This is a genomic window from Shinella sp. JR1-6, from assembly GCF_004284735.1.
Taxonomy (GTDB): domain Bacteria; phylum Pseudomonadota; class Alphaproteobacteria; order Rhizobiales; family Rhizobiaceae; genus Shinella.
Genome location: NZ_SHMI01000025.1, coordinates 39,988 through 66,142 on the forward strand (window position 1 = coordinate 39,988; position 26,155 = coordinate 66,142).

At 59.3% G+C, this 26,155-nt stretch carries 36 protein-coding genes, 1 tRNA gene and 2 pseudogenes; 17 read left to right on the plus strand and 22 right to left on the minus strand.

Features of this window, described 5'->3' with window-relative positions; all coding sequences use genetic code 11:
* Window positions 1–13: 13 nt before the first annotated feature.
* The 5 genes from EXZ48_RS27950 to EXZ48_RS27970 form a co-directional block, all read right to left on the minus strand.
* Window positions 14–763: an electron transfer flavoprotein subunit beta/FixA family protein gene (locus EXZ48_RS27950; protein ID WP_023515811.1), complete on the minus strand. Its 750-nt coding sequence runs from the start codon at window positions 761–763 to the stop codon at window positions 14–16.
* Between the two features lie 183 nt (window positions 764–946).
* Complete coding sequence (locus EXZ48_RS27955; RefSeq protein WP_130520016.1) at window positions 947–1,732, minus strand: rhomboid family intramembrane serine protease; 786 nt, start codon at window positions 1,730–1,732, stop codon at window positions 947–949.
* Window positions 1,733–1,765: 33 nt separating this feature from the next.
* Window positions 1,766–2,344: a cob(I)yrinic acid a,c-diamide adenosyltransferase gene (locus EXZ48_RS27960; RefSeq protein WP_023514936.1), complete on the minus strand. Its 579-nt coding sequence runs from the start codon at window positions 2,342–2,344 to the stop codon at window positions 1,766–1,768.
* Window positions 2,345–2,352: 8 nt separating this feature from the next.
* The gene (locus EXZ48_RS27965; RefSeq protein WP_130520018.1) at window positions 2,353–2,550 is read right to left on the minus strand and encodes a twin transmembrane helix small protein; all 198 of its coding nucleotides are present in this window, start codon (window positions 2,548–2,550) and stop codon (window positions 2,353–2,355) included.
* Between the two features lie 101 nt (window positions 2,551–2,651).
* Window positions 2,652–3,500, minus strand: a complete 849-nt coding sequence (locus tag EXZ48_RS27970; RefSeq protein WP_130520020.1) for an SDR family oxidoreductase — start codon at window positions 3,498–3,500, stop codon at window positions 2,652–2,654.
* A 190-nt stretch (window positions 3,501–3,690) separates the two neighbouring features.
* Between EXZ48_RS27970 and EXZ48_RS27975 the strand changes: the two genes are divergently transcribed.
* Window positions 3,691–4,635 (plus strand): YihY/virulence factor BrkB family protein, encoded by a 945-nt coding sequence (locus tag EXZ48_RS27975; RefSeq protein WP_024271139.1) that lies wholly within the window; start codon window positions 3,691–3,693, stop codon window positions 4,633–4,635.
* Here the strand turns inward: EXZ48_RS27975 and gluQRS are convergent.
* Window positions 4,582–5,490 (minus strand): tRNA glutamyl-Q(34) synthetase GluQRS, encoded by a 909-nt coding sequence (gluQRS, locus tag EXZ48_RS27980; RefSeq protein ID WP_130520022.1) that lies wholly within the window; start codon window positions 5,488–5,490, stop codon window positions 4,582–4,584. The two genes, EXZ48_RS27975 and gluQRS, sit on opposite strands and share 54 nt — an antisense overlap.
* Window positions 5,491–5,643: 153 nt before the next feature.
* Here gluQRS and EXZ48_RS27985 point away from each other — a divergent pair, with 153 nt between their 5' ends.
* Both EXZ48_RS27985 and EXZ48_RS27990 read left to right on the plus strand, forming a co-directional pair.
* The gene (locus tag EXZ48_RS27985; RefSeq protein WP_037408559.1) at window positions 5,644–6,294 is read left to right on the plus strand and encodes a DNA-3-methyladenine glycosylase; all 651 of its coding nucleotides are present in this window, start codon (window positions 5,644–5,646) and stop codon (window positions 6,292–6,294) included.
* 105 nt (window positions 6,295–6,399) lie between these two features.
* Window positions 6,400–6,957, plus strand: coding sequence for an HNH endonuclease (locus EXZ48_RS27990; protein WP_024271138.1), 558 nt, complete (start codon window positions 6,400–6,402; stop codon window positions 6,955–6,957).
* Window positions 6,958–7,027: 70 nt separating this feature from the next.
* Here the strand turns inward: EXZ48_RS27990 and EXZ48_RS27995 are convergent, their stop codons facing one another.
* Window positions 7,028–7,540, minus strand: coding sequence for a disulfide bond formation protein B (locus tag EXZ48_RS27995; protein WP_371687683.1), 513 nt, complete (start codon window positions 7,538–7,540; stop codon window positions 7,028–7,030).
* 166 nt (window positions 7,541–7,706) lie between these two features.
* Between EXZ48_RS27995 and EXZ48_RS28000 the strand changes: the two genes are divergently transcribed.
* Both EXZ48_RS28000 and EXZ48_RS35295 read left to right on the plus strand, forming a co-directional pair.
* Window positions 7,707–7,791, plus strand: a tRNA-Leu gene (locus tag EXZ48_RS28000).
* A gap of 226 nt (window positions 7,792–8,017) precedes the next feature.
* The gene (locus EXZ48_RS35295) at window positions 8,018–8,194 is read left to right on the plus strand and encodes a hypothetical protein (RefSeq protein WP_207900520.1); all 177 of its coding nucleotides are present in this window, start codon (window positions 8,018–8,020) and stop codon (window positions 8,192–8,194) included.
* A 144-nt stretch (window positions 8,195–8,338) separates the two neighbouring features.
* Here the strand turns inward: EXZ48_RS35295 and EXZ48_RS35980 are convergent.
* From EXZ48_RS35980 to EXZ48_RS28025, 6 genes and pseudogenes are all read right to left on the minus strand, one after another.
* Window positions 8,339–9,316 (minus strand): annotated as a pseudogene (locus EXZ48_RS35980) (recombinase family protein); the annotation flags it as partial.
* Between the two features lie 515 nt (window positions 9,317–9,831).
* On the minus strand, window positions 9,832–10,374 hold the full coding sequence (locus tag EXZ48_RS28010; RefSeq protein WP_130520026.1) for a hypothetical protein: 543 nt from the start codon (window positions 10,372–10,374) through the stop codon (window positions 9,832–9,834).
* Between the two features lie 11 nt (window positions 10,375–10,385).
* Window positions 10,386–12,014, minus strand: a complete 1,629-nt coding sequence (locus tag EXZ48_RS28015) for a type IV secretory system conjugative DNA transfer family protein (RefSeq protein WP_165909446.1) — start codon at window positions 12,012–12,014, stop codon at window positions 10,386–10,388.
* Window positions 11,926–12,408 carry a hypothetical protein gene (locus EXZ48_RS35055; protein ID WP_165909447.1) on the minus strand — a complete coding sequence of 161 codons (483 nt, stop codon included), beginning with the start codon at window positions 12,406–12,408 and terminating at the stop codon, window positions 11,926–11,928. The genes EXZ48_RS28015 and EXZ48_RS35055 overlap by 89 nt, the downstream gene beginning before the upstream one ends.
* Complete coding sequence (locus EXZ48_RS28020) at window positions 12,405–12,800, minus strand: hypothetical protein (protein ID WP_130520030.1); 396 nt, start codon at window positions 12,798–12,800, stop codon at window positions 12,405–12,407. The genes EXZ48_RS35055 and EXZ48_RS28020 overlap by 4 nt, the downstream gene beginning before the upstream one ends.
* Window positions 12,800–13,405 (minus strand): hypothetical protein, encoded by a 606-nt coding sequence (locus EXZ48_RS28025; RefSeq protein ID WP_130520032.1) that lies wholly within the window; start codon window positions 13,403–13,405, stop codon window positions 12,800–12,802. The genes EXZ48_RS28020 and EXZ48_RS28025 overlap by 1 nt, the downstream gene beginning before the upstream one ends.
* A gap of 206 nt (window positions 13,406–13,611) precedes the next feature.
* Between EXZ48_RS28025 and EXZ48_RS28030 the strand changes: the two genes are divergently transcribed.
* On the plus strand, window positions 13,612–14,250 hold the full coding sequence (locus EXZ48_RS28030; protein WP_130520034.1) for a hypothetical protein: 639 nt from the start codon (window positions 13,612–13,614) through the stop codon (window positions 14,248–14,250).
* A 172-nt stretch (window positions 14,251–14,422) separates the two neighbouring features.
* On the opposite strand, the gene EXZ48_RS28035 is transcribed toward EXZ48_RS28030, so the two are convergent.
* The gene (locus EXZ48_RS28035; protein WP_130520036.1) at window positions 14,423–14,692 is read right to left on the minus strand and encodes a hypothetical protein; all 270 of its coding nucleotides are present in this window, start codon (window positions 14,690–14,692) and stop codon (window positions 14,423–14,425) included.
* A gap of 301 nt (window positions 14,693–14,993) precedes the next feature.
* On the opposite strand from EXZ48_RS28035, the gene EXZ48_RS28040 reads away from it, so the two are divergent.
* Both EXZ48_RS28040 and EXZ48_RS28045 read left to right on the plus strand, forming a co-directional pair.
* Complete coding sequence (locus EXZ48_RS28040) at window positions 14,994–15,284, plus strand: hypothetical protein (RefSeq protein ID WP_130520038.1); 291 nt, start codon at window positions 14,994–14,996, stop codon at window positions 15,282–15,284.
* 275 nt (window positions 15,285–15,559) lie between these two features.
* Window positions 15,560–15,946, plus strand: a complete 387-nt coding sequence (locus EXZ48_RS28045; RefSeq protein WP_245462379.1) for a DUF3768 domain-containing protein — start codon at window positions 15,560–15,562, stop codon at window positions 15,944–15,946.
* A 270-nt stretch (window positions 15,947–16,216) separates the two neighbouring features.
* Here the strand turns inward: EXZ48_RS28045 and EXZ48_RS28050 are convergent, their stop codons facing one another.
* Together EXZ48_RS28050 and EXZ48_RS28055 are read right to left on the minus strand one after the other, a co-directional pair.
* A complete protein-coding gene (locus EXZ48_RS28050; RefSeq protein ID WP_130520040.1) occupies window positions 16,217–16,576 on the minus strand; it encodes a hypothetical protein in 360 nt (119 codons plus the stop codon).
* A gap of 23 nt (window positions 16,577–16,599) precedes the next feature.
* Window positions 16,600–17,187 (minus strand): recombinase family protein, encoded by a 588-nt coding sequence (locus EXZ48_RS28055; protein ID WP_130520042.1) that lies wholly within the window; start codon window positions 17,185–17,187, stop codon window positions 16,600–16,602.
* A 297-nt stretch (window positions 17,188–17,484) separates the two neighbouring features.
* Here EXZ48_RS28055 and EXZ48_RS28060 point away from each other — a divergent pair, with 297 nt between their 5' ends.
* The 7 genes from EXZ48_RS28060 to EXZ48_RS28090 all read left to right on the plus strand — a co-directional run bounded on the left by EXZ48_RS28060 (window position 17,485) and on the right by EXZ48_RS28090 (window position 21,729).
* On the plus strand, window positions 17,485–17,757 hold the full coding sequence (locus EXZ48_RS28060; protein ID WP_130520044.1) for a hypothetical protein: 273 nt from the start codon (window positions 17,485–17,487) through the stop codon (window positions 17,755–17,757).
* A gap of 25 nt (window positions 17,758–17,782) precedes the next feature.
* On the plus strand, window positions 17,783–18,517 hold the full coding sequence (locus tag EXZ48_RS28065; protein ID WP_130520046.1) for a hypothetical protein: 735 nt from the start codon (window positions 17,783–17,785) through the stop codon (window positions 18,515–18,517).
* A gap of 88 nt (window positions 18,518–18,605) precedes the next feature.
* A complete protein-coding gene (locus tag EXZ48_RS28070; protein WP_130520048.1) occupies window positions 18,606–19,181 on the plus strand; it encodes a hypothetical protein in 576 nt (191 codons plus the stop codon).
* A gap of 65 nt (window positions 19,182–19,246) precedes the next feature.
* On the plus strand, window positions 19,247–19,519 hold the full coding sequence (locus tag EXZ48_RS28075; RefSeq protein ID WP_130520050.1) for a hypothetical protein: 273 nt from the start codon (window positions 19,247–19,249) through the stop codon (window positions 19,517–19,519).
* Between the two features lie 275 nt (window positions 19,520–19,794).
* Window positions 19,795–20,082: a DUF1778 domain-containing protein gene (locus EXZ48_RS28080; protein WP_130520052.1), complete on the plus strand. Its 288-nt coding sequence runs from the start codon at window positions 19,795–19,797 to the stop codon at window positions 20,080–20,082.
* The gene (locus EXZ48_RS28085; protein WP_130520053.1) at window positions 20,079–20,576 is read left to right on the plus strand and encodes a GNAT family N-acetyltransferase; all 498 of its coding nucleotides are present in this window, start codon (window positions 20,079–20,081) and stop codon (window positions 20,574–20,576) included. The genes EXZ48_RS28080 and EXZ48_RS28085 overlap by 4 nt, the downstream gene beginning before the upstream one ends.
* A gap of 208 nt (window positions 20,577–20,784) precedes the next feature.
* The gene (locus EXZ48_RS28090) at window positions 20,785–21,729 is read left to right on the plus strand and encodes a M10 family metallopeptidase C-terminal domain-containing protein (RefSeq protein ID WP_130520055.1); all 945 of its coding nucleotides are present in this window, start codon (window positions 20,785–20,787) and stop codon (window positions 21,727–21,729) included.
* A 45-nt stretch (window positions 21,730–21,774) separates the two neighbouring features.
* Here the strand turns inward: EXZ48_RS28090 and EXZ48_RS35825 are convergent, their stop codons facing one another.
* The gene (locus EXZ48_RS35825; RefSeq protein WP_130520057.1) at window positions 21,775–22,155 is read right to left on the minus strand and encodes a DUF4238 domain-containing protein; all 381 of its coding nucleotides are present in this window, start codon (window positions 22,153–22,155) and stop codon (window positions 21,775–21,777) included.
* Window positions 22,152–22,661: a DUF4238 domain-containing protein gene (locus EXZ48_RS35830; protein ID WP_165909448.1), complete on the minus strand. Its 510-nt coding sequence runs from the start codon at window positions 22,659–22,661 to the stop codon at window positions 22,152–22,154. The genes EXZ48_RS35825 and EXZ48_RS35830 overlap by 4 nt, the downstream gene beginning before the upstream one ends.
* 136 nt (window positions 22,662–22,797) lie before the next feature.
* Here EXZ48_RS35830 and EXZ48_RS28105 point away from each other — a divergent pair, with 136 nt between their 5' ends.
* On the plus strand, window positions 22,798–23,061 hold the full coding sequence (locus EXZ48_RS28105) for a hypothetical protein (protein WP_130520061.1): 264 nt from the start codon (window positions 22,798–22,800) through the stop codon (window positions 23,059–23,061).
* Window positions 23,062–23,128: 67 nt separating this feature from the next.
* On the opposite strand, the gene EXZ48_RS28110 is transcribed toward EXZ48_RS28105, so the two are convergent.
* From EXZ48_RS28110 to EXZ48_RS35060, 3 genes are all read right to left on the minus strand, one after another.
* On the minus strand, window positions 23,129–24,322 hold the full coding sequence (locus EXZ48_RS28110; RefSeq protein ID WP_130520063.1) for a relaxase/mobilization nuclease domain-containing protein: 1,194 nt from the start codon (window positions 24,320–24,322) through the stop codon (window positions 23,129–23,131).
* Window positions 24,319–24,723, minus strand: a complete 405-nt coding sequence (locus EXZ48_RS28115) for a hypothetical protein (protein ID WP_130520066.1) — start codon at window positions 24,721–24,723, stop codon at window positions 24,319–24,321. The genes EXZ48_RS28110 and EXZ48_RS28115 overlap by 4 nt, the downstream gene beginning before the upstream one ends.
* 82 nt (window positions 24,724–24,805) lie before the next feature.
* Window positions 24,806–24,982, minus strand: a complete 177-nt coding sequence (locus tag EXZ48_RS35060) for a hypothetical protein (RefSeq protein WP_165909449.1) — start codon at window positions 24,980–24,982, stop codon at window positions 24,806–24,808.
* A 99-nt stretch (window positions 24,983–25,081) separates the two neighbouring features.
* Between EXZ48_RS35060 and EXZ48_RS28125 the strand changes: the two are divergent.
* A pseudogene (locus tag EXZ48_RS28125) lies at window positions 25,082–25,251 on the plus strand (transposase); the annotation flags it as partial.
* Between the two features lie 113 nt (window positions 25,252–25,364).
* On the opposite strand, the gene EXZ48_RS28130 reads toward EXZ48_RS28125, so the two are convergent.
* Window positions 25,365–25,673 (minus strand): hypothetical protein, encoded by a 309-nt coding sequence (locus EXZ48_RS28130; RefSeq protein ID WP_037408539.1) that lies wholly within the window; start codon window positions 25,671–25,673, stop codon window positions 25,365–25,367.
* Between the last annotated feature and the right edge of the window lie 482 nt (window positions 25,674–26,155).

Consider the following 26,155-nt stretch of genomic DNA (forward strand, 5'->3'; position numbering starts at 1 on the left):
TCCCTTTCCTGCCTTAGAGCACGCCGGCTTCGGTCTTGAGCTTCTCGACCAGCTCGGCGACCGACTTGACCTTGACGCCGGCCTTGCGGCCCGACGGTTCCTCGGTCTTCAGCACCTTCAGGCGCGGGGCGGTATCAACGCCGAAATCGGCCGGCGTCTTCTTGTCGAGCGGCTTCTTCTTCGCCTTCATGATGTTCGGCAGCGAGGCATAACGCGGCTCGTTGAGGCGAAGGTCGGTGGTCACGACCGCCGGAAGCTTCACGTCGATGGTCTGCAGGCCGCCGTCGACTTCACGGGTGACCTGCGCCGAGCCGTTGCCGATCTCGACCTTGGAGGCGAAGGTCGCCTGTGCCCAGCCGAGCAGGGCCGACAGCATCTGGCCGGTCTGGTTCGAATCGTCGTCGATCGCCTGCTTGCCGACGATGACGAGGCCGGGCTGTTCGGCTTCGGCAACCCCCTTGAGGATCTTGGCGACGGCGAGCGGCTCGACGGCATCTTCCGTCTCGACCAGCACGGCGCGGTCCGCGCCCATGGCGAGCGCGGTGCGCAGCGTTTCCTCGGCCTTGGCCGGGCCGATCGAAACGACGACCACTTCCTCGGCCTTGCCGGCTTCCTTCAGCCGCAAAGCCTCTTCCACGGAGATTTCGTCGAACGGGTTCATCGACATCTTCACATTGGCAAGCTCGACACCCGAGCCGTCCGACTTCACGCGAATCTTCACGTTGTAATCAACGACCCGCTTTACAGGGACCAAGATCTTCATGGCTTCCTTCCTTCAAATGCCCGCGAGGGAAAATGCGCCTTTCAAAGGCGCCCTGATTGTCGGTTGGCGACATCGATACGCGTTTTTTTCCCAATTACAATGCGCCACGGCCCCTCCCGGCGTGAAAACGGGCGGGTTATAAATTGCCTTTACGTTCACGTCAATTTTCTCAGAACGACATGCTCACCGTCCCCAATGGGTCGGCGGCACGGAGGGGCGCGCGGCAGTTTCCTCGGCAGCAACGGGCGTCGCCTCGACATGCCGCACCGCCTTTGGCGTGACGATGGTGCGGTCGAACAGCGGCACACCCCGCCGCCGCAGCACAAGCACCAGAAGCGCGCCGGCGAGGATGCCGCCGACATGGGCGCCCCAGGAAACACCGCTGTCGCCGTCAACCACCAGCATGTAAAACTGCTGGGCGATCCAGAAAGCGAGCGGAATGACTGCCGGCAGCGGCAGGGGAATACGGAAGAACACGAGCACCCAGACGCGCACTTTCGGATGCAGCAGGAAATAGGCCGCCACCACACCGGATATCGCACCCGAAGCACCGATCAGCGGCGCCTCCGAATCCGGTTGCACCAAACCGTGCACAAGCGCTCCCGCCGCCGCGCAGAGCAGGTAGAAGAGCAGGAAGCGGAAGTGTCCGAGCGCATCCTCGACATTGTCGCCGAACACCCAGAGGAACAGCATGTTCGAGGCAAGATGCATGAAATCACCGTGCAGGAACGCATAGGTGATGTAGGTCGCGTCCTCCGGCACCAGCACCAGGCTTGGCTCCAGGTCGGCGAAATCGAAGACGACAGCCGGGATATAACCGAGGCCGACGACCGTCGCATCCGAGAAGGCCTGCGTGGAGGCAAGCCCCGTCACCAGCCAGACGACGACATTGATCACGATCAGGCTGATCGTGACATACTGCACCTTGATGTATTTGAGGGCGTTCGCGTCATGCAGCGGTATGAACATGGATCCCCTTCCCAAGGCTTGCTGGAAGCGAGCTTACCTGTTCTTGCCCGGAACCCACAATATGTCCGTACGGCCCTTCTCGTTGACCCAGCGCGCCGCAACGAAGAGGAAGTCGGAGAGCCGGTTGATATAGGCTGCAGCCGCGGCCGAGACCGCCTCGCCCTCGATATCCTGCAGGGCGACGACGCGCCGTTCGGCCCGCCGCGCGACGGTGCGCGCAAGATGCAGCGCCGCCGCGGCCGGCGTGCCGCCCGGCAGGACGAAGGAGCGCAGCGGCTCGAGATCGGCATTGAGCAGGTCGATTTCCGTCTCCAGCCGGTCCACCTGCACCTGCGCGATGCGCAGCGGCTCATAGTCGAGTTTTTTCCCGGTCTCCGGCGTCGCAAGGTCAGCGCCGAGATCGAAGAGATCGTTCTGGATGCGCATCAGCATCGCGTCGAGATCCGGATGGTCTGCCAGATGCTGGCGCACGAGGCCGATGCAGGAATTCGCCTCGTCAACCTCGCCATAGGATTCGACCCGCAAGTCGTGCTTCTTGCGGCGTGGCCCGGCAACGAGGCCGGTCGTGCCGTCGTCGCCCGTGCGCGTGTAGATCTTGTTGAGCTTGACCATGATCCCCCTCAGCGCCCGCCGCCCGCGATCCAGAGCGTCAGCATGATGAGGACGATCGCGATCGCCTGCAAGAGCACGCGAAGCTGCATCAGTTTGTTCGAGGTGTTGCCGCTGCCGCCCTTGGCCATGTTGACGAGACCGCGCACCAGCACGATGGCGACGAGGCCCATGACGAGCAGGGTCATGAAGGTGAGGAAGGAAGACATGCCAACGATCCGATTTGATTTCCGTCAGCCCTATTCAAATAGGGCATTTCGCACAAAGTGCACGCTTTTTGCTGGCGAGCCCCCTGCGACGCCGCGACGCGTCAGCCGAGCCTGCCGATGATCCGGTAGAAGAGCGCGGCAGGCAGCAGCTTCTTCAGAAGAGCGCCCTGCTTGGCCGGCGTCGTCACGATGTAGTGCGGCCGCGGTGCTTTTGCCGTCAGCGCATGGCGCAGCACCGCATGCACTGCCTCAGGTCCAAGCTTTCCGCGTGCCGGCTTTGCCTCGCCGCGCAGCCGCTGCAACTGGCGGCGATACTCGTCCGCATGTACGGAGTTTTCGAGATCGATGTTGCGCTCGATGTGGACTAGTGCATTGGCCGTGAAGCGCGAGGTGATCGGCCCCGGCTCAATGAGACTGACATGCACGCCCGAGCCCGCAAGCTCCATGCGCAGCGTCAGCGACAGCGCTTCGAGCGCGAATTTCGAGGCATTGTAGGCGCCGCGCCAGCGATAGGGCACGATGCCGAGGATCGACGAGCACTGCACGATGCGCCCGCCCCCCTGCCCGCGCATGACGGGAATCACCCGCCGCGTCAGATCGTGCCAGCCGAAGACATTGGTCTCGAACTGTAGGCGCAGCGCCTCGACCGGCAGGTCCTCGACGGCACCGGCCTGACCATAAGCACCGTTGTTGAAGAGCGCGTCGAGCCGGCCGCCGGTGCGCGCCAGCACGGTCTCGACGAGCGCAGCGATCGACTCCGGCTGCGTATAGTCCATCAGGAGAGCCTCAATGCCGTCGGCCTCTAGGCCTGCGAGGTCTTCCTGCCGGCGCACCGTCGCAAAGACCCGCCAGCCCTCCGTCTTCAGCGCCCGGGCGCAATAAGCACCGATGCCCGAGGAGCATCCCGTCACGATGATGCTCGGCGGCGTTGTCGCATTCGAAGAAGGCATGTCGGTTTCCTGTACAAATCTGCTCGTGTTTCCCATATTCACCACCAGCGCACCGCCATTGCCATCCCGCACCGGCGTGGCAAGCCATTGAATCCGGGCCGCCCTTGAACCGACCCCGGTGTAAGGGGTTATACCCGGGCAGACAATGCGAGAGACGGCCGAAGACGGCCGCGAGGACCTGAGATTGCCGATGCCGACCGCCATCCGTCTTGCCTACAAGGTCGTCTTCGACGCGATCTGGCATTTTTCCGAGGACGACGGCTGGGCGATGGCGAGCCATGTCGCGCTGTCGACGCTGCTGGCGATCTTCCCCTTCCTGATCTTCGGCACGGCGCTCGGCTCCTTCCTCGGCGCCGACCAGTTCGCCGAAACCGCCGTGCATCTCATCTTCGATACCTGGCCGGAATCGATCGCCGCACCGATATCGCGCGAGGTCGTCGCGGTGCTCACGATCCCGCGCGGCGGCCTGCTCACGGTCTCCGTGCTCGCCGCCGCCTACTTCGCCTCGAACGGCGTGGAGGCGCTGCGCGTCTCGCTCAACCGCGCCTACCGGGTGGCCGAGACGCGCTACTGGTACGTGACGCGCCTTGCCAGTCTCGGCTTCGTCATCGCCGGCGTTCTGGCGCTGGCGGTCCTCAGCATCGTGCTCGTCGCGGCCCCTCTTGCCGTGCGGGCGACGGGCGACTGGCTGCCCTGGCTGACCTATGTCTATTCCTGGGTGGAAAGCTGGGGACTGTTCGGCACCATCCTGGTGCTGCTCTCCGGTCTTCTGATCGCCCATCTGTGGCTGCCCGCCGGCCGGCGCAAGATCGCCGACGTGCTGCCCGGCATCCTGGTGACACTCATCGCCTGGGGCATCGGCGCCTATGCCTTCGCCTCCTACCTCACCACCTTCGCCAATTACGTCTCGACCTATGCCGGTCTCGCCTCGATCATGATCGCGCTGGTCTTCCTCTACATCGTCGGGGCGATCTTCATCATCGGTGCTGAAATCAACGCGGCCCTGATGAAATACCGGGTGAAGCACCTGATCCTCGACAAGGTCCGCGGCGTCCGCAAGCCACGGCAGCCCGAGGAGGACTCAATGGAGGACGAAGCCATAGCCCGCGAGCAGGGCGCGAATGCCGGCAGGTGAGATGCCTCGTTCCCGGTAGGCCGCAAGACCGGTATCCTCATTGCTCTTGGACAGTTTCCGTCCATCCGGCCCCGGCACCAGCCCATGATGCCGGTAGGAGGGCGCCTGCAGGCCGAGCAGGCTTTGCAGAAGGCGATGCACCGCCGTCGCATGAAAGAGATCCTGCCCGCGCACCACGTCGGTGATACCCTGCACCGCATCGTCGAGCACCACGGCAAGATGGTAGCTCGCCGGAGCATCCGGCCGCGAGAGGATGACATCGCCCCAGCGTTCCGGTCTCGCCGCAACGATACCGGTCTCCCCCTCCGGCCCCTCACCCGCCTCCGACCAGGTCAACGCCTCCGGCACGAGCGCCAGCGCCTTGCCCATATCGAGCCTCCAGGCGTGCTGGCGACCCGCCGCAATCCAGCCAAGCGCCTGATCCCGATCGAGCGAACGCTCGTCCGCCGGGTAGAGCGGCGCACCGTCCGGATCGCGCGGCCATGTCCCGCCCGCATCCTCCTGCGCCAGAACCCGCGCCTTCACCTCGCCACGGCTGAGGAAGCCCGGATAGAGCACGCCCATGGCCTTCAGCCGTTCCAGCGCCTCACCATAGAAGGCAAGGTGCTCCGACTGGCGCCGCACCGGCCTTTCCCAGTCAAGGTCCAGCCAGGCGAGGTCGCGATAGATCGCCGCCTCGAATTCGGGCCGCGACCGGGCGGGATCGATGTCTTCGATGCGCAGGAGGAAGCCCCCGCCGCAGGCCGCAGCAAGGTCATGGTTGAGGATCGCCGACAGCGCATGACCGAGATGCAGAAGGCCATTCGGGCTCGGCGCAAATCGGAAGACACGACGTTTTGACAAAGCAGTTTGCATGGGGTCTTCTGGCACGAAGAAGTGCGTTACGCCACCAAGGCATGCCGGGCAAAGCTGCGCAGCGTTCTACGGCAGGGCTACACGGACAATTGAGGACCCAAACCGCCAAGGCCGCGGTGGCAGCAAGGATCGAGGCCTCTTAAGAAAATGCAGTTGCACATGATCAGGACGGATGCGGATGTCGCGGCGGGTCTCGTCGATCTCGCTTTGCTCGATGCACGTCTTTTCACCGTCATCGACAAGGCCGGCCCCGTGCCGCTTCGCCGCCTTTCGCCCGGCTATCGCGGCCTTGCCGGCATCATCGTCGCGCAGATGGTCTCGCGCGCCAGCGCCGATGCCATCTGGCGCCGGCTCGAGGAGACGGCCGGCGACATCACCCCCCATCACATCCTCGGCCTTTCCGACGAGGACTGTCGCACCGTGGGCCTGTCGCGCGCCAAGGCGGAGACACTGCGCCGCGCCGCCGATGCCGTCGATCGCGGCGAACTCGACCTCGATGCGATCTGCCATATGGAGGCAACTTCGGCGGCCCGGAAGCTGACCGCGATCAAGGGCATCGGGCGCTGGACGGCGGATGTCTACCTGCTCTTCTGCGGCGGTCATCCGGATATCTTCCCCTCCGGCGATATCGCTCTGCAGAATGCAGTCGCCCATGCGCTCGGCCTCGCGGTGCGCCCGAGCCCGCAGGAACTCGACCGGATCGCGGAAAGCTGGTCGCCCTGGCGCGGCGTCTCGGCCCGGCTGTTCTGGGCCTATTATTCCCGGGAGATGCGGCGCGAGGCGGCTCCGGTGCTCGAAGGCTGAGCCGTCGCGAAATTGCTTGTTTTCGCTTTTCCTTTCCCGCTTCACAATGCTGTAACAACGGGCCTAATATAGAAGGGCAGATGCCGAATCGATCAGGAGAAGCCCTTGACGATTTCTGTTTCACCACAGGCCCTGCCAGCCCTTGTACTGAATGCTGACTACAGGCCGCTGAGTTATTACCCCTTGTCGCTCTGGTCCTGGCAGGACGCGATCAAGGCCGTGTTTCTTGACCGCGTAAACATCATCGCCGAATACGAGCATTCGGTGTCATCCCCGAGTTTCACGATGCGCCTGCCAAGCGTCGTGTGCCTGAAAACATACGTGCAGCCGTCACGTCATCCGGCCTTCACCCGGTTCAACGTGTTCCTGCGCGACAGGTTCGAATGCCAGTACTGCGGGTCGCCGGACGACCTGACCTTCGACCATGTCATCCCGCGTGCCCATGGCGGCGAGACGACCTGGTGCAACGTGGTCGCGGCCTGCTCCCCGTGTAATTTGAGAAAAGGCAGCAAGCTGCCGAAGCAGGCGGGCATGCACCCGCATCAGAAGCCCTATCAGCCGACGGTTCAGGATCTGCACAACAACGGGCGACTGTTTCCACCCAACTATCTGCACGAAAGCTGGATGGACTATCTCTACTGGGACGTCGAACTGCAGCCCTGATGCCGGAACCGCAGAAACGCCTGGCGTTTTTGCGGCACCAACAGGCATTTGCGCCCAGGCTGCGGGGATATCACGCTTTCGCCGACCGCACGCCTGAAAAGGCGATCGCGGCGAGGATGAGGCTTGCGATCACATTCCACCCGGCAAAGGAGAGGCCGAGGAGCCGGAAGGAGGCTTCCGTGCAGGACGGCCCGTGCTTGGCGTTGAGATCGGAGAGGAGATCGCCGGCATTCTGCGTAACGCCCTGCGCGGAGGTCGCGCAGGTCGCAGGCCCCTCCCAGAATCCCCATTCGACACCCGCGTGATAGACACCCATGCCCGCGCCGACGATCATCATGATACCGGCGATCGCGAGCAGCAGCCGCGTCAGCCAGGCTGGGCCACCGAAGAGGGCCGATAGGAGGGCGGCGACCGCCACCGGGATACCGTAGTAGTAGGGGTCACGCTGCAGCAGGCAGAGCGCACAGGGAATATAGCCACCGATATGTTCGAAAGCGAGCGCCCCGCCGACGGTCGCCGCCATGCCGAGCGTCAGGAGGCCTGCGGATGCCTTGCGGGAAAGGTCGAGAGATGCCGTCATCAGGGTCGTCCAATCGGGCCAGCGGGGTACCGGCGAAACGGCGCCGAGTTCTATCAGGTGAGGCGGCTTTGTAAATCACCCGCACAAACAAGTGATCGTCCGCATACGGGGATTTGCCGGTTGCCGCCCGCGAGCGCTTCGTGTAAACGGCGATGGCTGCAAGTGCCGTGCCCCATTGGCGGAACTGGTAGACGCGCTCGACTCAAAATCGAGTTCCGAAAGGAGTGCTGGTTCGATTCCGGCATGGGGCACCATTCCATTTTTAGACATGTCGATGTCTCCTAACATCTTGAACGGTGTTGAGATTTTGGCGGTTCGATAACCCTCCCCCCGCCGGTAGGGCAACCGCTCGGCAAAGACCAAACGCAGCACTGCCCGCTGGTCTTCGAGTCGATCAGAAAGCCAAAGTTTACAGGGGTTTGCGAGGAAATCGAACGCGGTTCGATAAGCTTCGCCGAATGTCTTGAGCGGTTTGCCGCAATGGGCGACACGTTCGGACAGCAGCGCCTTTTGCGTCGTCAGTTCCTTGATCTTCTTTTCGTATGCCCTGATGAGAGTATCGCTGTCGGCTTCCGTGACGCGCTCAAGAAACTGGTCGATCTTCTTTTCAATGGCGGCAATGTCCTTGCGCAGCGTTGCGCCCTGATTCTGCGATGAAGACAGTTTCGCGTTCCACAGGTCGCGGAACATATCGAACGCCAGATTGAACAGCCCTTCGGATGGTTTCAATGACGCCAGCAGCGCCGTGAACTCGCCTTCGATCTTCTCCTTGCGGATGGATTTCCGGTAGTCGGGGCATCCTTTGGTGTCGCAGAGATAGTACGGATAGAGCTTGCTGCGCCCTTTCGACCAATTAGCGGTCATGGCGTGGCCGCAGCAGCCGCAGGTGACGAAGCCGCGCAAGGGGAAGTCCTCGCTGATATTCTTCTTCGCCGGAGCCTTCGCCACACCGTCGCGGCGATCCTGCACCGCCTGCCATGTCGCAAGGCTCACCAGCGGCTCGTGCTTGCCCTGTACGAGCGTCAGACCCCACGTCTCATGCGAGATATGGCCCGAATAGACAGGCCGCGAGAACAGTTCGCCGATGCGCTCGAAATGCACTTCCCCCTTATGCCCTTTCGGCCAAACGGGCTGCGCTTCAAGAAAGCGCTTCACCTCGGAAAAAGTCTCGAAGCGCCCCGATGCGTAGCCTTCAAACGCCTCGGCGACGATGGAGGCAAAGGGTTCGTTGCGCACCAGTATCTTGCCGTGCCCCTCCACCTTCTCATAGCGATAGCCGATAGGCGGCGGAAACACCCAATATCCGTTCATGACGCGGGCGCGCATGCGGTTCTTTGTTTGCTCGGCGTTCTTCTCGCGTTGATGCTGCGCGACGGAGGCCAGCAGGTTTTCGATCAGGGTACTATCGGAATCCTCGCCGAACTGAATGGAGGGGCTTTCAAGCTTGCCCCGCGCCGCTTTGATGGCACGGCGCAAATGCTTGTAGGCTTCAATATCGCGCGCCAGTCGGCTGATGTCGTCGATGATGACGACGATATGATCGCGGTTGCGGTTGGTTTGCAGGAAGTCGAGCACTTCCATGATGCCGGAGCGTTCGGCGATCTTGCCGGTCTTGTCCTCGCTGAACACCTCAACCACTTCATAACCGCGATGGGCGGCATATTCGCGGCACCGCGTTTCCTGACTGTCGAGACCGTGGCCTTCCGTCGCCTGCTTGGAATCCGACACGCGGCAATAAATCACCGCCCGCTGCTTCTTCTCCATATTTGTCATGGTCATGCCGATGAATCCTCCTTCCCGCGCCTATCGGCGGCATTGGGCCGGAAGGCGCTTGTCAGTCTTTGTTGCTTGTCGTGGGTTTCGGACGATCCTACCACGGACGGGCCAGCGGTTTCATCTTCCATGGACAAAGCATCCACATGCCGGACACGCAGCACCTGCTGCACCGGATCGTCGCCGAAGGCGCGATCCACGAAGCTCTGCATGATCTGCCAGACGGCGAAGAGCAATTCGGCCTTGCGATCATCCGGCATGTCGATATGCGCGACATGATGCCGGTACTTCTCGGCATCGAAGACAGCATCCGAAGCGACCGGAGGCACCAGCGGGCCGGAAGAGTAGATAGTAGGGATTGAGTTTCCGCCTGTATTGCCTGCCTGCACTGTCTTGCCGCCGTCCTTCCGTCTTTTGCGCCTTTTCTTATCAACCATCTGCCTGTCCTTTCGGGCTGGCATTAATGAGAACAATACGGGAACATATACCTACATTGCAAGAATAAATTCCTATTGTTGGGGCTATTGCTTGTGCTTGAGCCGGTTCGACAGGACGGGGGAGCGATTATGGAAGATCAGGTGCAGCGGGTCGGCCTGCTTGTAGCCGCCGAGGGTGCGGGCAATGCGAATATCCCCAAGCTTGCCCATGCGGGCGATCAGCCGTTCGCGCAGGAGGGCGGCGGCGGCATCGTGCGCGTCGGCCATGGCATCGCGGGACGCGGCCCATGAGGGAGCCGGATGATTGGCGGCTGGGCGGTGCCATGTGGCAAGGACGCGGGCCGCTTCCTTGGTCTGCCAGCGCGGGGCGTGTTTGCGCATGTGGTCGATCAGGCGCGCTTCCAGCCCGTTGATGTAACGGGTCATGGTCTTGTCCGGATAATCGAGGCCCTTGGCGCGTTCCGGCACGCTGGGGCGGGCAAGATACCGGTCGGCGACCAGATTGCCGCTGGCGGCGCGGGCAAAGGTTTCCAGCGGGCGCATATCGTTCGAGGGTTTGCGCAGCGCCAGTTCGTCGGCGCTCATGTTGAAGCTATCGCGGATGACGGGATGCGTTTTGCGCGTCATGGTATTCTCCATCAATAGGCGGGGAAGAAAGCGACGACGGGGCAGCGCCCGTCCGGCGGAGAAATCGTGCGGGCGTGCAGCCCGACATAATCGCAAGCGTGATAGAAGCGGGCGGAATCCGGCCCGCTATAGGTGGCCGTCAGCCGCACATGCGGCGTCGGCAGCGCGGTCAGGTCGATGAAGCTCGCCGCGACGACGAACGGCACCCATGCGAGATGGCGCAGCCGGATGGGCGGCGTCATGCGGCGCTTGCGCTTGGCCGGTATCGCGGACGGATAGGCCACGCCCTCAATGGTCGGCGGTTCCGGCGGCGTGGTATCCTTGTCGGCATAGCGGATCGTGAACGCTGGTTCGCCGCGCAGGCGGGTGCCTTCCAGCGGATTGTCCGCGACCTCATTGCGCCATGGCGCTACGCGGCCATAGTCGATCATGGCAAGGCGCATGGGCCGCAAGCCGCGCACGAACACCCACGCATCCCCGCGATCCATGGCGAGGATTTCATCGGGAGTCATGAGCTTGCGGCCAAGCTCGCGACTGGATACCCCGATGTCAGCCACATCCGCCTTGTAGGAATAATCCTGCCGCCGGATGGTGGCTTCGGCCAGCATGTCGGAGACGTGCTTGGCGCGATGGTAAGAGTTCAGCCCCGCATAAATGCGCACATCGCTATAGGCTTCGATGGCGTTCGCGGTATCGCGCCCGTATTTGCGGATCAGGCCATCAAAGGACTGGATATAAAGGTCGGCGCTGATCTTAAGCCCGCGCATGGTTTCCATGTCGCTGGCGAGGTTGGAGAAGCGGAAGTTCAGCGCCTCTTCCCCGACGATATGGACGGGATGACCGGCGGGATTGCGCTTCGCCACTTCCAAGAGGCTATGATTGAGCAGCGAGACGACCGGCGCGAAGTCGCGGGCATGGGAGAGCGGGGCCATGACGAAGACGACAATCTGGCGTTTGCGCATATCGGCAATATTGACGGTGGCCGTCCGGCCACAGCCCGCCATGCGTCCGCCCTGATTGAAGGCGATGAGGCGTTGCGTCGCCCCTTCGATGAAGGAGTGCGCGTGTTCGGCATTGTTCTTGAGAATATCGAGCAGGCTGGCGGCCTGCGTTCTCAGGAAAGCGACAATCGCGTCCTTCGGCATCTTCTTCGGCAGGTTGTGACGAAGCTCCACCAGCCGTTTCGGGAATAGCGCCGGATCGTTCAGCAGCGCGAAGACGTCGGACGGCGTGCAGCCCGCCGGATCGAGAATAGCCTGACTCAAAATGCCGACGGTCAAGCACCGGCGCGACCCGTTGCGAAAGAAAATGTTCTTGTCTTCGCCGCCGGAGGGTTCCGGCAGATGCAAATCGGCCAGATCGAGGGCGAGCTTGATCGCGTCCTTGCGGAAGTCGCCCTCATCATGGCAGGCATCGAGCACCGCCTGATAGAGATTGAGTTCCGTATTGCCGCACAGTTTCAAATGCAGCTTGGCCGGATTGACGCACCATACCTCGATGCCGAGCACCTTCAACGCCCGCACCAGCATGGGCGCGAGTTCGGCCTTTACGTCAGGAATGAAGAGGGATTTGCCGAGCCGCGCCTGATGCAGCACGGAGCCGATCACGTAATTGACCGTCTTGCCGACACCGGGCGGCATTTCGATCAGGGCGAACGGCGTTCCTCGGCGGCGGGAAGACCGGCAGCAGCGCGCCATCGTCATGCCGGTGCAGGCCGAGCAAGTTGCCGCTGGCAGGTTGATCCATGCCCCGCGCCACCAGCTCGTGCCATTCGGCTTCCCGCGCCGTGCCGTGGTCGCTGGAGGCTTGCGCTGCGCGTGCCAAATCGCGCCGCAGCTTGTAATCCTTGACCAGCAGGTCCGCCGTGCGGACGCCGGAGGGAAGCGCCACGGCGAGGCATAGCCCCGCCGTGATCGTTTGCAACAGGCCGCTATCGGCCATCGGCCAGAATTGCCACGCGGCGGTGCCGCCGAGGCCGGAGAGGAATGCGGCCCGATTGATCGGGCCGCTCTTGGGGTGGACGGGCAGGCTCATGCGTCCTGCTTTCCGTGGTCGCGGTAGGCCATGGCTTTTTCGACGGCGAGCCGCACGGCGCGCAGCCGCCGGATCGTGCCGAAGTTCATCGCCACCTCATCGTCGCGCAGCGCGAGCGAATGAACGCGAAGCGTGCCGAACACCAGCGAGGCGGCCAGCGCCGCAATCGCGCAGCCGACCAGCATGCCGATTTCCTCGGCAAGCAGGTAGCGGCGGAAGGTGAGCGCGAAGCCGATCACGCCCGCCGCCGGAAGACCGGCGAAAAGCAGCAGCGGGCGGCTGACGGAGACATATTCGACCTGGCCTAAGGCATAGGTCTTGCGCGGCGTCTTGAGCATCGACTCGCTGACCTCGAAACCGCCGCCGGAATAGAACACAGTACGTTCCACCATCACGCACCGCCTCTCAACCCGCAGGCACCGGCATTGAAGGCTTGGCCCATCCGCTGGTCGAACGCCTTCACGCCAGCAGGCGTGATAAAAGTCAGTGTGCCGGAATAGATGGCCCAATCCGTGCGCGTGTCGGCTATCGCGGCATCGGCCACGCAGCCGCACATATCGCCCGCCTTGCCGAGCGTGGTGGCGGTTTCCGCCTTGATACGCGCTTGCGCGGTCTCATACGCCGCCTTGGCGGCGCGCTTGGCGTCCTCGATCTGCCGGAGAGCGAGGCGCGCGCCCTTGTCGAAGCCGAACAAATCCTTGCCGCCCGACATGGCGCGCAGGTTGTCCATCCATTCGCTATTGTAGAGTTCGCGGGCCTGCCCGATGGCAAACTCCTGCATCGCGTCGAGCTTGGGCATGCGCACCTGACTGGCGCGTTCTTCGCCCGCCGCCGCGACCATCGCCTTGAAGTTGCCTTCGCAAATGGGGAGATAATCGGCCCGCGCCACGCGGCTCGCCACCTCGGGGCCGATCACCACATAGTTGGCACCCGCCCACACGGTGAGCGATGCGAGCAGCGCCTTCGGCGCGATGTCGGAAAATATGCTTGGTATCATGTCTGGTTTCTCCTGTTGGACACGGATTCCGGCTTTAAAAACCGTGAAATCCGTGTGGTTGGAGAAACCCGAAGGCTGCTAATTAAAGGGATAGCCCACCGGTCAACGCTGCGAAAGAGGCACCGACCAGCGACCACCCAAGCAAAAACGCTGGCAGGGGCGAACACGTCTTGCTATCTCTTTGCCAGATAACGGGAATTTTGCGGATGGCGAAGGCAGCAAATGCAAAGTCACGGCAGAGGGTGAAGCCGCTCTATTTCTCGGCCAAGATCAGCGATTACCAGTTCAAGAAGGTGCTCTGGCAGTTCGTGCTCGACCATTCGGCGGCGGAAGCGGCCAAGCATGTGAACCTGAGCGCCAACTCGTTCACCGCCATTTACGCCAAGCTGCGCAAGTTCTTCTTCGATTACCGGCTATTCCGCGACCCGTACAAGGGCGGCGATCCGCGCAACGGGTTTGCAGAAGAAGGCTATGAGGACATCGAACACCTGATCCTTGCCTATCACCTCAACCGCGTGACGAAGAAGCATGGCGCTCTGGATTGTCGCATGGACGAGCCGGATTATCATTTTGCCGAAAGCAACTGGCGCTTCGATCATCACGACATGATGAAGGAACGCGGGCCGGAACTGGTGCAGCGCATGATGCTGGAATGCCTGATGGCGTTTATTCGCACGTTCGGGCCGGTGGGCGCGAAGGATGCGCCAACGGCGCAGGGAAAACTGGCGGGGCTGAAACTGGCCGTCGAGCAATTGGATCAGCGGGCGCTGTGGCTGGAGCGGAACTCTGTGAAGTTTAACGACGCTGAGAAGCGCGGAAATTTACGAAATTTACGAGAAAAATAGGATTAAAATCTAGTACTCCACTATATTTAGTAATAATTCACGCATGAGAGAAAAGATAAATTTCTTTTTATTAATTTGTAATTATTATTTATAATTACAAATTTACATAACTTTAATACTTAATAATAAAAATGAATTTCAATTATGTATAAAACATTTTATAGAGAACTTTTCATTGGAATTTTCGAGAAGGGAGATTTTTAGCTTTAATTTCCCTATCTTCCTTATCCACATAATATTCGATAGCCTTGACTGCACCATAAGCGCTTGCAACAGCGAGCGCTGGACCAGCGCTAAAAACAGTTGCCATTAAAAAAGATGGCCCCAGTGATGCAGTCGCAGCATAAGTCACGCTCCCGCCTACAGCTGCCCCGAAAGCAGGAAGCATTGTCCCAACTCTGAGAAAGAACCCTTCGGCAGAAAACTCTCTATTGTCCCCCATAATATCCTCCATGTAAGAATAATTATAACAATTAATGAGCAATATGTCAATAATTTAATTTGGATGGCCAATACAACTAAGTCTAGATGTAGCAAATATAGTAATATTTTTGCTATAAATTATAGCAAAATTTCTATCAATTTGTGAGATACTTCGAGCCGGAAGAAAAGAAAGAGGAGAAGACCGAGAAGAAAACAGGAGATTCATTAATGAGATAAAATCAGAGAGATAAAAGGAGGTTTTGTCTAGTGCAAAGCTGTATTATCTAGAATATCTAAAGCTATCTTTCCAAAACCATGAAATGTCTATCGGCAAATACGACTCTTCAAATTTGGCTCAAATCGAGAAATACGATACATATTTGTCAATTATGCTCATGGCGTTCGATGGATTGGTCAGCGTAGAGCCAGATGAATGGGATGTCACTATCCGCTATCAGGTATCCTTACACAAAGAGTACATGAAGACGACCTTGCATAAGTCCTTGCCCCCTGAAAAGAGTTTCAGGAAAGGATACCACCCTGTTCTGCTTGAAGCGATTGATAAGGCTTTTGAAGAAGATACGTCGACGGCTGAACCGTCATCTCCATAAAGTAGGCAAAGCGGATAAGCTTTTTCGAGGGAGCTTTCCTAGGTTTACTGAAAGTTTTGCTTTGGCTCGATCCCTCGGTTTTTTTCCGGCGCTGACCATCCCGCCGACCGTATGGGCGTGAGGTCAGACCGGCGCGCACCGGTCAATGGCCCGCCCGCTCCATTCGCTGCGTAGACGCGGCTCCCGTGTTGACCATGACCGGCACCCTCCATCCGGTCTGATTTCTCCGGCCCATCGGCTGAATGGTTCAGCCCTTGAACAAAGGAGAACTCGACATGACCACGAAAAACAAACCCGATGCGCCGTTGGATACATTCCATATCATCGCCGGACAGAACGACTGCTTCCGATCTATGGTCCATATCCCGCAATTCGGGACACCGGAAATCGACGGCAAAGTCTTCATCACACGCGGTATCGCAGCCTTGTCACCACTGGCGCAGATTTCCATCCTCGCCGCCGTGCGGACGTTCGACGCCTTCACGCCGGACAACGATCCCTACGGTGAACACGACTTCGGAACCGTTACCGCCCCCGAGGCGGGCCGCGTCTTCTGGAAGATCGACTACTACGACACCGATTACCGGTATGGCAGCGAGAATCCAGCAGACCCGACCGTTACTCGCCGCGTCCTGACCGTCATGCTGGCATCAGAATATTGAGCCAACCACTCAAACCCCAGAACACCGGCGGCCCGTTCCGCTGGTGTTTTTTCATGCTCCACATTGAACCCCCACATGCGCCGCACCGCTCCCCTTTGGGGAGTGTGCAAGGTGTGCTTTCGCCATGCGAAAGCCCCCTTGGCAAGGGGGCCGCTGCGCGCCCCCGTTGCATCCCCCCAGCCGTGGCGCGGATCAGGCATAGAGCCTGCCCCGCACCATCTGATCGTATCGCCGATCAACCACTCGCACCGTCTGGCCGGTGCATCACCATCAAAACCGCAAGACGCTCTGCCCTTCGTTCGTAACCGCGCCCGTCTCTCCGGTGAAGGAGCGCCCTTTGCCGAAGCGCAGACCGGCAAAGTCCCCGAGCCTCATGCAATAGTCCCCCATCCCGTCCGCCCGCACCGACATGATCCGCTGGCCGATCAGCGCCCGCAACTTTTGCGGCAGCGGAGCATCGGCCAGCCGTTCCGATACATCGTCCGGCTGAAAATATACGTCCGGCAAAGCGTAGAGGGTGAGGGATCGCCCATCGTCACATTGAAACTCCGCGCTACCGGTTCGGCACGAAATCCCCCTGATCGTTTGTCCTGACAGTAGATCGTTCAGTAATCCGTCTTTTTCCAACATGTTTCCTCCTTTGAAATTCACGGCTAAAATTCGTTATTGCGCCATGGTGCCGCCATATCGCCCGCTCGGCGCAGCGAGCGCGTCAGCGTCCATGGATTGACCTTGTACTCTGCCGCCACGGCCCCGATGGTGGCCGCTTCCAGCTTTTGCCGCACTTCCGACAACTGGTCCTCGGTCAGCTTCGGCGGGCGGCCCAGCCGCGTCCCGCGCTGGCGGGTTGCCGCCAGTCCTTCCTTCGTGCGGCGGGATATGTGCCTCCGCTCCAGCCGCGCTTGTGCTGTCAGGATCGTGAATATGAATTCGCCTTCCGCTGTCGAGGTGTCGATGGCCGCATTGATAATATGTAGGAAGACGCCGCGCTTACTTAGCATTTCCTCGGTGAGCAGCGCGTCGATGGGAGAGCGAAAGGCCCGATCAACATCAAGCACAACCATGACGTCCCCCTCTCGCAAGTCATTGATAACCCTCTCAAATACGGGCCGTTTTCGGGCAACCGCGCTACCGGACTCCGGATGCAGTTCATCGCAATGGGGCCGCAGAGCGTCTATCTGGCGGTCAAGGGACTGGTCGGGCGTGAACAGCGTAAGTAGCCGATCCGCCTGCCATTGTATTCATTCAGTTTTTCAATCATTTCGCATGTGAATCAACGCGTTAGGCAATAGATTCATCCTCGATTTAGATTGACATAAACGACCGTTTTTGTTGAATAGCATTATGCGCCGTTTGCAAATTTACCTTTCCAGCCAACATTTTGATTTTCCTTAATTCCTGCATTATTGTCTCATAGGAAAGATCGACTTTTCAAATTCCAACATAAACGGTCGTTTTCGCGGGATGCCAAAGCGGCGGCAACCGCTGCCTTTCTGCTGTCTATTGGAATTGCCGCACCCGCAAACGCCGACACCGCCATGACGGCGGGCGTCGTTCTCAAGGAGATGAAAGGCAAGGAACTCTTCTCCTACGTCTACGGGATCGTGGACGGCATGGCCTACGCACGTTTCAGAAAGGACAGCCTTTCCAGCGGCCAAAAAGACGAACAGGGAATGTCGTGCATCTACGGCTGGTTCTTCGCCAACGATGCGGCTGCCTTCGAGAAGGTGAAGGCGCAGTTTGGTGCGCACGAAAATCTGATCCCGCCGATTATCATCGCTGCGATGATTAAGAAGGAGTGCGGCGAATGACGCAGCTTCTCGTCGCGGGCGGGGATTGGGGCAGGCGTTCAGGAACAGCGCCAACACCGCTGCTTATCTCAAACACTTTGCCCGCCAGCAGGAAGAAGAACGTCTTCGCCGCGACCGGAAGGAAGACCTTACCGACGATGCGGGCGAAGTGCTGGATTTTGCTTTGGCGGTTATCAGCGCATCGGATGCGAACGAACTGCGCTTCGAGCTTGATCTATACGGTACAGGCACGGTTGCCGCTCTCCAGCAAAATGAAATCGAGCTTTTAGAGGCGCGGGAGCAAGTCGAAAAGCTCCTGCTTAAAGCGCATGTGATGCCGGATGGTCGTCGCGTCTTCAAAACCGAAGATGGAACGCGGGTGTTCGATGAATACGGCAAAGAACTTGCCGAAGAAGTCATCCGCGCCGAGGACATTGATGGCCGCTCCCCGCGATGGGAAACGTTCAGTGCCGCACGGGGCCGTGTTGACGCGCTCGAAAGCGAGCGAGCCGAGATCATCGCATATCAGGACAAGTTGGACGCGGCCCGCGAGCGTCTCGACTCCGGTGAAATGACGCGCAAGGAGTTCGATGACCTGCGCGACGAACTCAAGGCCGATATGCCGGACGCGGTACGCGCTCAAATCCCCGACATGGAATCCACACAGAAGCCGGACGCCAGCGCCGACGCGGGGCCAGCCGCCGAGACACTGGATATTCCGGACGACATGGAGCCGGTAACACTTGCATCCCGCGCGTCGGCTCCCGCCTACGGCAGGTAATCCGCCATCGCATTCATAACAGCGCATCGCGGCATATTCGCCGCCAGTCTTCGCAGTCGAACCCACCCGCCACGCAAAGGAGAACGCCATGTGGGGTAATTCTTATGAACAAGGGAAACACACCGGATACAACGATGGCACCATGGGCGGCATGTTCGGAAAACGGGAATACGACATCGCGCAGGCACAGAAGGAATCGCATCTTGAGCGGCATTTGCGGCTAGAAAAAGAGAAGCAGGAGCAGGAGAAAAGGGAAAGGGAACTGGCGCAGAAGAACGCGCAGAACAACGACAGCCACAAAGTCATCTGCACGGAGTTGCATCGGCAGGGGCTGATGAGCCGTGCGGATTACGCGCTGGGCGCGGACTATGCTCGCGAACATCTCACCGAGCGCCACTATCGCGGCTATCATGCATGGGCGATTGCCGTCGTCCGCCATATGCGCCGCTCGAAACGGGCGACGGCCTTCTGGCGCATCCTTGCACAGGCCCGCGCCGATCATATCGCCTACCTCTACGGCGACACCGCCCGCCGCAACCGCTTCGGCGCGTTGCTTTGCGCAGTCGGTTATCCGGCCTGCTACCTCATCGGCGGCCTGATTGGCGCGCGCGATTGGCAAACCCTCTACGAGCAGGACGCCGCGCAAACCTCGAAACACTCGTAAGCCGATCCTCTCCCGCCGATTGTGAAAATCGGCGGGCATCCTTCATGCTTTGCAACGGAGCGCCCATGTCCGGCAACGCCGCCAATGGATACGAAAAATTCGGGTGGGTGTTCACCCTGATAGGCGTATGGCTCGGCCTGTGCCTCGTCATGTCCTTCATCTATACGACCGACGAACAGTACAACGACATCATCAAGCATTGCGGAGACAGTTCCGCCTTCTGCGCCTGCCAGGCGCAGGCCATTGTCGATCAGCGCAGCTTTCTAAGCCAGCCCCTCTTCATGGTCGGCCTCAAGACCTATCGCAAGGTCGGCCCCATGTGCGCGCAGTACAAATAATCCCCCATCCGCTCATCACAGCGGTATCACGGCGCAGGCAACCGGCTTGCCCCGTTGGGGCATTTTCCGGCAGGCCGGAAAACCGCCTATTGCAACGCATCCGCTTATGCAATTTGCCCGCTTCCGTGATAGCCGGAGGCCATCGGGACGGGGAACATCGTTCCGCCCTTCGGGCGGGTTCTCGCGGCCTGCGGCCCGCATCGAACAGGGAACAGATCATTTTTCTTGCTATTGTACGGTAATTTCACGTACAATGAACGTAGGAGATAAAGGCTATGGCACAGGAAACACCCCGTACAGCAAGGCTTGAGGCGCGAATTGCGCCCGAAGCGCTTGCCATCGTCAAGCGCGCCGCCGAAATGGAAGGCCGCAGCTTGAGCGATTTCATCGTCTCGGCAGCGCAGGAAGCCGCCCGCCGTACGATTGAGGATAATCATATCATCCGCCTGTCGGTCGAAGACCAGCAGCGCTTTGTCGATATGCTGCTCAATCCGCCGGAACCGGCGGACGCCCTCAAGCGCGCAAGACAGGCGTACAGCGACTTGATCCAGCCCGCCCCGTGACAACGCGTTTCATCATAGGGGCGCTGGAAGCGAAGCACGACCGCAAGGAATTTTCTTGCGGCGTGTATGCGCTCGACCGCTACCTGAAAGAACAGGCGGGGCAGGACATCAAGCGCCGTGCCGCCATGTGCTACGTCGCCCATGAACCGGACTCGGAGAAGATCGCCGGTTACTACACCTTGTCGGCGGGCGATATGGCGCTCAAGGATATGCCGGACGACGTAGCGAAGCGCTTGCCGCGCTATCCCGTCATTCCCGTTGCCCGCGTCGGCAGGTTGGCAATCGACAAGGACTTTCAGGGGAAGCGGCTTGGCGCGGCTATGCTGTGGGATGCGGCCAATCGCGCTCTGCGCGCCGAGATGGGCGTATTCGCCCTTGCCGTGGACGCGAAAGACGAACCCGCCGCCGCCTTCTATCGGCATTTCGGGTTTGTGGCGTTCGCCTCGAAGCCGCTGCAACTCTTCCTGCCGCTGGCAACGGTTGCAAAGACCTGAATGCTCATTGCGATAGATTTTTAGGCAACGAGAGTAGCGCCTCACGAAAAGTTATGGCGTGGCGGCACATTTACTATTGCCGCAACCGGTAATGCCCATATTCTGCCGACAGAATAACAACCTATTGTCGAGGACGATCAACGGGCTTGACCAAGATTCTGTCGGCAGACTGTCGCCTATGCGTTCGCTGTGAATACCGGAGAAAGATATGACGACTTTTTCTTACAAGGGCTACCTTTCAACCCACAACTCGAATGACGATGCCACGAAGCTGAAATCAACGAAGCTTGACGTGGTGGCCAGCAGCAAGGATGCGGTTTTCAGCTATAAGCGCACCGATGGAAAAGAGGGTATTACGATTACCAGCCCCGCCATCGAGCTACGCATAGATGGCAAGGTCTACTCTCCGAAAAAGCTCGACGCAGATATAACGCAAATCTCGTGGCGGGATGGAAACGGGACGAAAGGTGTGGCGAACATCCTTGTCATCGATCTCGGCGATCAGCAGTTCACTATGCAGGTATCGGGAAACACCATTCCGACCCTCTCCACCGCCGGAAAGTACAATTCCTTCGTAAATTCTATTACCAGTGAGAAACCGCTCACGTTCGGGTTTTTCGGCCCCGACGAAAAAATCCCCCTCGATCGGATTATGAAGCCGTCCGTCACGGAAAACGACCGCATTCTGGGGACGAACGGCAAGAACACCTATGATGGTGGCGCAGGGCACGACCAGATTTCCGGCCAAGGCGGAAATGACGTTCTGAAAGGCGGTGCTGGAAACGACAAGCTCTACGGCGGCGCGGGCCGTGACGAACTCCACGGCGGAGCGGGCAAGGACGTCTTCATATTCAAATCGATCAAGGACTCCGCGGTCGCATCGTCGGGGCGTGACACGATCAAGGATTTTTCCAGCAAGCAGGGCGACAAGATCGATCTGAAAGCCATCGATGCGGATACGGCGACCAAAGGAAACCAAACCTTTGAGTTTATCGGAACGAAGGCTTTTTCAGGTGATGCTGGAGAATTGCGCTACATCAAGAAGGGCGGCGATACCATCGTATTCGCTGACGTGAACGGCGACAAAAAAGCGGATTTTTCAGTCCTCATCGACGCAAGTCTGACGCTGAAAGCGACAGACTTTATTCTATAGGGTCAGCGGTCGAATAATGTTATGATTGAGGATGCAAGACTCCGCTCATATAAAGTGGGCGGAGTCTTCTTCCATTTCCTCTAGAACCTCAATCGGATCGCGGTGGGAGAACGTGTATTCGTTAGAATTGCTCCATGTGGTCAGGTTTTGGCTCCCCCCGTTTCCACGAAAACCATAATATTCTGCATCCGGTTCGTTATGGCGATTGTCGAGATGCAGCACTCGCGTCGGACTAAGAGGAAATCGAACACTGGTTTCGGGGTTCCTGAATCCCTGAAATTTCATGCTCGGATGAATGGTCATGACGGGATGATCGGAAGTGATGAAAACGGGCTTCTCGGACGCGACCACCGCCCACCGCATCTGTAAGAATATCTCCGCCAGCCAACCCGCTTCGTTCAGCGATTTGAACCAGATTCGCTTCACGTCATCTTCGGTCGCGTCCCGGTAGGCAGGCCACGATGCCTTATCCACCTCGTATTTTTACCGCCAATTTCCACTACATCCGGCAACTCGTCTCCATTTAAGAAGTCTGACCGCATCTTTTCGTGCAGGTCTTTCGTTTTTTCCAACATCGCCGGATTGCGCAGGAACATGACGGCGGCAAGAAGCGAGACGCCTTTACGGACGCTTTCGTCCTGCAAGTCGACATAGTCCTCGGAGATTTTCTTCCAGAAGGGATTTCCGAACAACTGCTCAAGGTCGGACAATTTGTTCTCAAGGCTGTAATCGCGTTCGCCGTTTTTTGTGTCGGCGTAGAGATAGAATTTTACAGCCACCTTTTCGATGGGTTTCAGTTCCGGATAGCCGACTGATTTGGCCTCACGGCCCGTTTTCCCTAGTCGCCATATTTTTTCTCGCGCAGCATCTGCGGCGAAGCTACGTAAATATGATTGCGGAACCCAATGGTTTCGCTTGTATTTTTGCTTCACCACGATCTGCCTTTGTTCAGAAAGCTGCCGGAATGCCTTTGACCAAGGCGTTCAAAGCTATGTACCAGCTCTGAATATATACAACTTTAAAGGCAGGAGAAATAAACCCGAAAATCACTAGCGGTATAAGGCTGGCATGAGCAATTTCACGCTACTCGTCGCTGCCGCATCCGCTGTCACCTTCATCGCAACCGGTGGCTACGCCCTCATGCCGCGCCACTGGTACGATCCAGCCTGCAACATCAAGGGCAATATCTCGATCAATTCCGGCGAGCGAATTTATCATGTTTCGGGCCAGCAGGATTATCTCGCCACCAAAATCTCCCCGCAATACGGCGAGCAGTGGTTTTGCTCGGAAGAGGACGCCAGAGCCGCCGGTTGGCGCAAAGCAGGGAGATAACCCTACAGGCGCAGCCCCGTCCTCTGCCTAAGCTTCTGGCGCTGTCTTTCATCATCCTGCGCCAGTTTCAGGCCGATGTCTGGCGATACAGTAGAGCCATATCCTTCGTGTGCAGCCGCCGCGTATGGTCGATTTCCCGCTGCAAGCGGCGGCGCTCGTCAAGCTGGCGCTCGATAAGGGTTTGCTTTTCCCGTGCGTCCCGCTCGGCGGCCTGCGTGGTTTCCCGCTCGTTCTGATCGCGCAGCTTGGCGGCTTGGCCCGTCAGGCGATCCCACAGGCCGCGAAGGCCACGCCGGAAGCGGGTGCCGCGCTCTACCGCTTCCTTGGTCCATCGGTCATCCTGTGCCCCCTGTAGCGCCTGCCGGTCTGCACGATGACGCTCGGCCATGGCAAGCCGTTTGGCTTCGATACCCTGCGCCGCCTGCGCAAAGTCCGACGCAGCGGAATCGATGAAGCCGGTCAGCTTCTCGCGTACCAGTCCGGCGATTTTGGCTTGCGTCTCTTCCATGGACGGAAGCGCGGAGACATCGCCCATACGGGCGACCACATCCTTGGTCTTGACGTTCACCCATCGCGCCACGGCGTAAATCTCGCCATGAACATCGAGCGCGACCACGGCGCGGCGATCACCACGGGCGAGGTAATAGCCGCGTTCTTCCATGGCGTGCTTGAACGCCTTGCCGGAATCGGCGGCAGACCAGCATTGTTGAAACAGTCCCTTGATGTCGCGTGGGTCCTGTTTGGTCCGCTTCGCCTGAAACCATTCCTTACGGTCGAAGTTCAGCGGGTTGCGCAGCGACCTGTCCACCAGACCGTCCGGCATCCGCCAGCCATGCCGGATAAAAAGCTGGCGGGATACGTCGCGCAGTTTCAGCTTGGTATGCGGCAGCTTCACCGCCGTCATCGTGTCCGCGTCGATCCGCGACCAAACGCAATGCGCATGCCGTCGTCCCTGTTTCTCGTGGAAGACGACCACGCGGGGCTGGCCTGACAGACCGAGCTTGTTTTCTACGGCGTCAATCGCATCCTCGAAGACCTTCATCGGCACGTTTTCCGCCGCTGGCGGACTTAAGGACAGTGAATAGAGGAACTGGGTGCATTTGGTACCGCGTGAAATCGCGTGCGCTTCCTTGAACGCGCCCGCGACGGTTTCAGAGACGAAGCCCCGTATCTCGTGGATTTCCACATGCTCGTTTTCGGGCTTCATGAGGTGGCGGGCAAGATCGCCATGCCCGCCGCGCTGGTTGCCGTTCAGGATCATGCGCGCCCGCCTTCCGGCAGGCCGAGGGCGGCGAGCAAATCTTGCCGCATCGCCGACACGGCGGCGCAGGCCGCGACAATCTCGCTTTCCGTCTCCGGCGTGACCGGCAGCGCACCGATATGCACCGCCTTGGCAAGCTGGTTGAGATTGCTCGACAGGCGGGACTGGCCGAGTACGGCCAGCACCCGCGCCAACGCGGTATCGTCCTTGAGCGGGGCCGAGCGGCGCTTTTGCCGGACATCCGCCCCGAGGATCAGGCTACGGATATAGATGCCAAGCGGCACATCGCCCGCCCGCTCGATCAGCAGGCGCTTTTCATCGTCCGTCAGCCGCAGGGTGAAGTTCTTCGCTTCGGGGCGGCTCTTGCGCCGCTTCCCGCCAAGTTTCGGAAAATCGTCCATGGCCGCACCTCACAAAGAGGGCGGCGCTGGGCGGTGGCCCAGCGACGTATCTTTTAGAATTTGCTCCCAATCGGCTAATTCGCTAAAGATTTGGTTCAGGGTGTCGCCGCTGGGGCGCACCATAAGCATTTTTTTGCATTGTTTTTCCTATATAAAATTGGCCTAAACATCCGAGAAAATCTCTCAGCCGATTTTCTTGGACACTTTTGTTCTCAGTTTCGTCTTCATCGTCGAGCGAATCAGCCGGCTTCGTCAGCATGCCAATGACACTCCTCGCAAATCGAGTTGCTGCAACCTTCCGCAGGCCGTGAGCGCTGCATTGTGGCAGCCCCGTTCGTCACAACGAGGAGACGAACGAATGAAGCGTTCACGCTTCGCGGAAGAACAGATCATCGGGATATTGATGGAGCAGGAGGCGGGCGCGAAGACGGTCGATGTATGCCGCAAGCACGACATCTCGGATGCAACCTTCTGCAAGTACAAGGCGAAGCATGGCAGCATGACGTATCGGATGCCCGCAAATTGAAGGGCAAGCATGGCGTGATGGCCGCGTTTTTGTGCAACGCCGATGGCTAGGTGTCCACTTAAGGGCTACGTACAAGCCGGCTCGCCCCGGATATTCGCATCTATGGGCTCACCGCTTAATCTTTAACGGGCTTCACAAGCGAAACCACTCTCGGCTTCGACGGCGCGTCCAGCCACTCAATCCATTTTCCTCGTTCATCGATTGTGTCGAAGAACCGCCAGAGTTTGTAGCCCTCATCCGTTGTTTCCAGCATCTCGCCAAGAGACGCGAGTTCCAAGGGCAAGGTCACCTCGTTGCCGTCAAAGCGTACGAAATAAATGCCATCGGCGGCAAGCCGAACGACTTGTCCGGTACCATAGGTCCCGTCGAGATCATCGACCGTGAAGTACATGCCGGTTAAGGCATCGCGGGTTTTGTCATTCATGAAATTTGATGCCCGTCCTGAAAATGCAACCATGGAGACCTATGAGCATCTGGTTGAGGAAGACAAGATGCTCAATGCAGTGCGCACTCATAAGATCAGATATTGCCCTGCATCGCCCGTGACGCACTTTGCTCTGGAGTGCCGGCCTTACCGTCGTGCCTCCACTGACGCCAAAACGAAAACCAAGAGAAAGGCAGATTCGTCGGAGAACGTTTGGCGGTGACCGGTGGGCTAACGACGAGCTCAGCACCTCTCCTGCTGCGAACGTCATGGAACAACAAGCGGACGCCCCCTCAGAAGCAACCGGCACCAGGCGCCTGGGTTGATAGGGAGCCGTTTCAAACCACGGCTCCAAGCCGCTCTCAGGTATCCACTTGAAGAAGTCTTTCATGCACAGCCGCCTAGCCCGAATAATTCACGAGGGGTTGGCGGATATGGTTCAAACCGTTGAAATGACGTAGGATTTGGTTGCTTACGCCGAT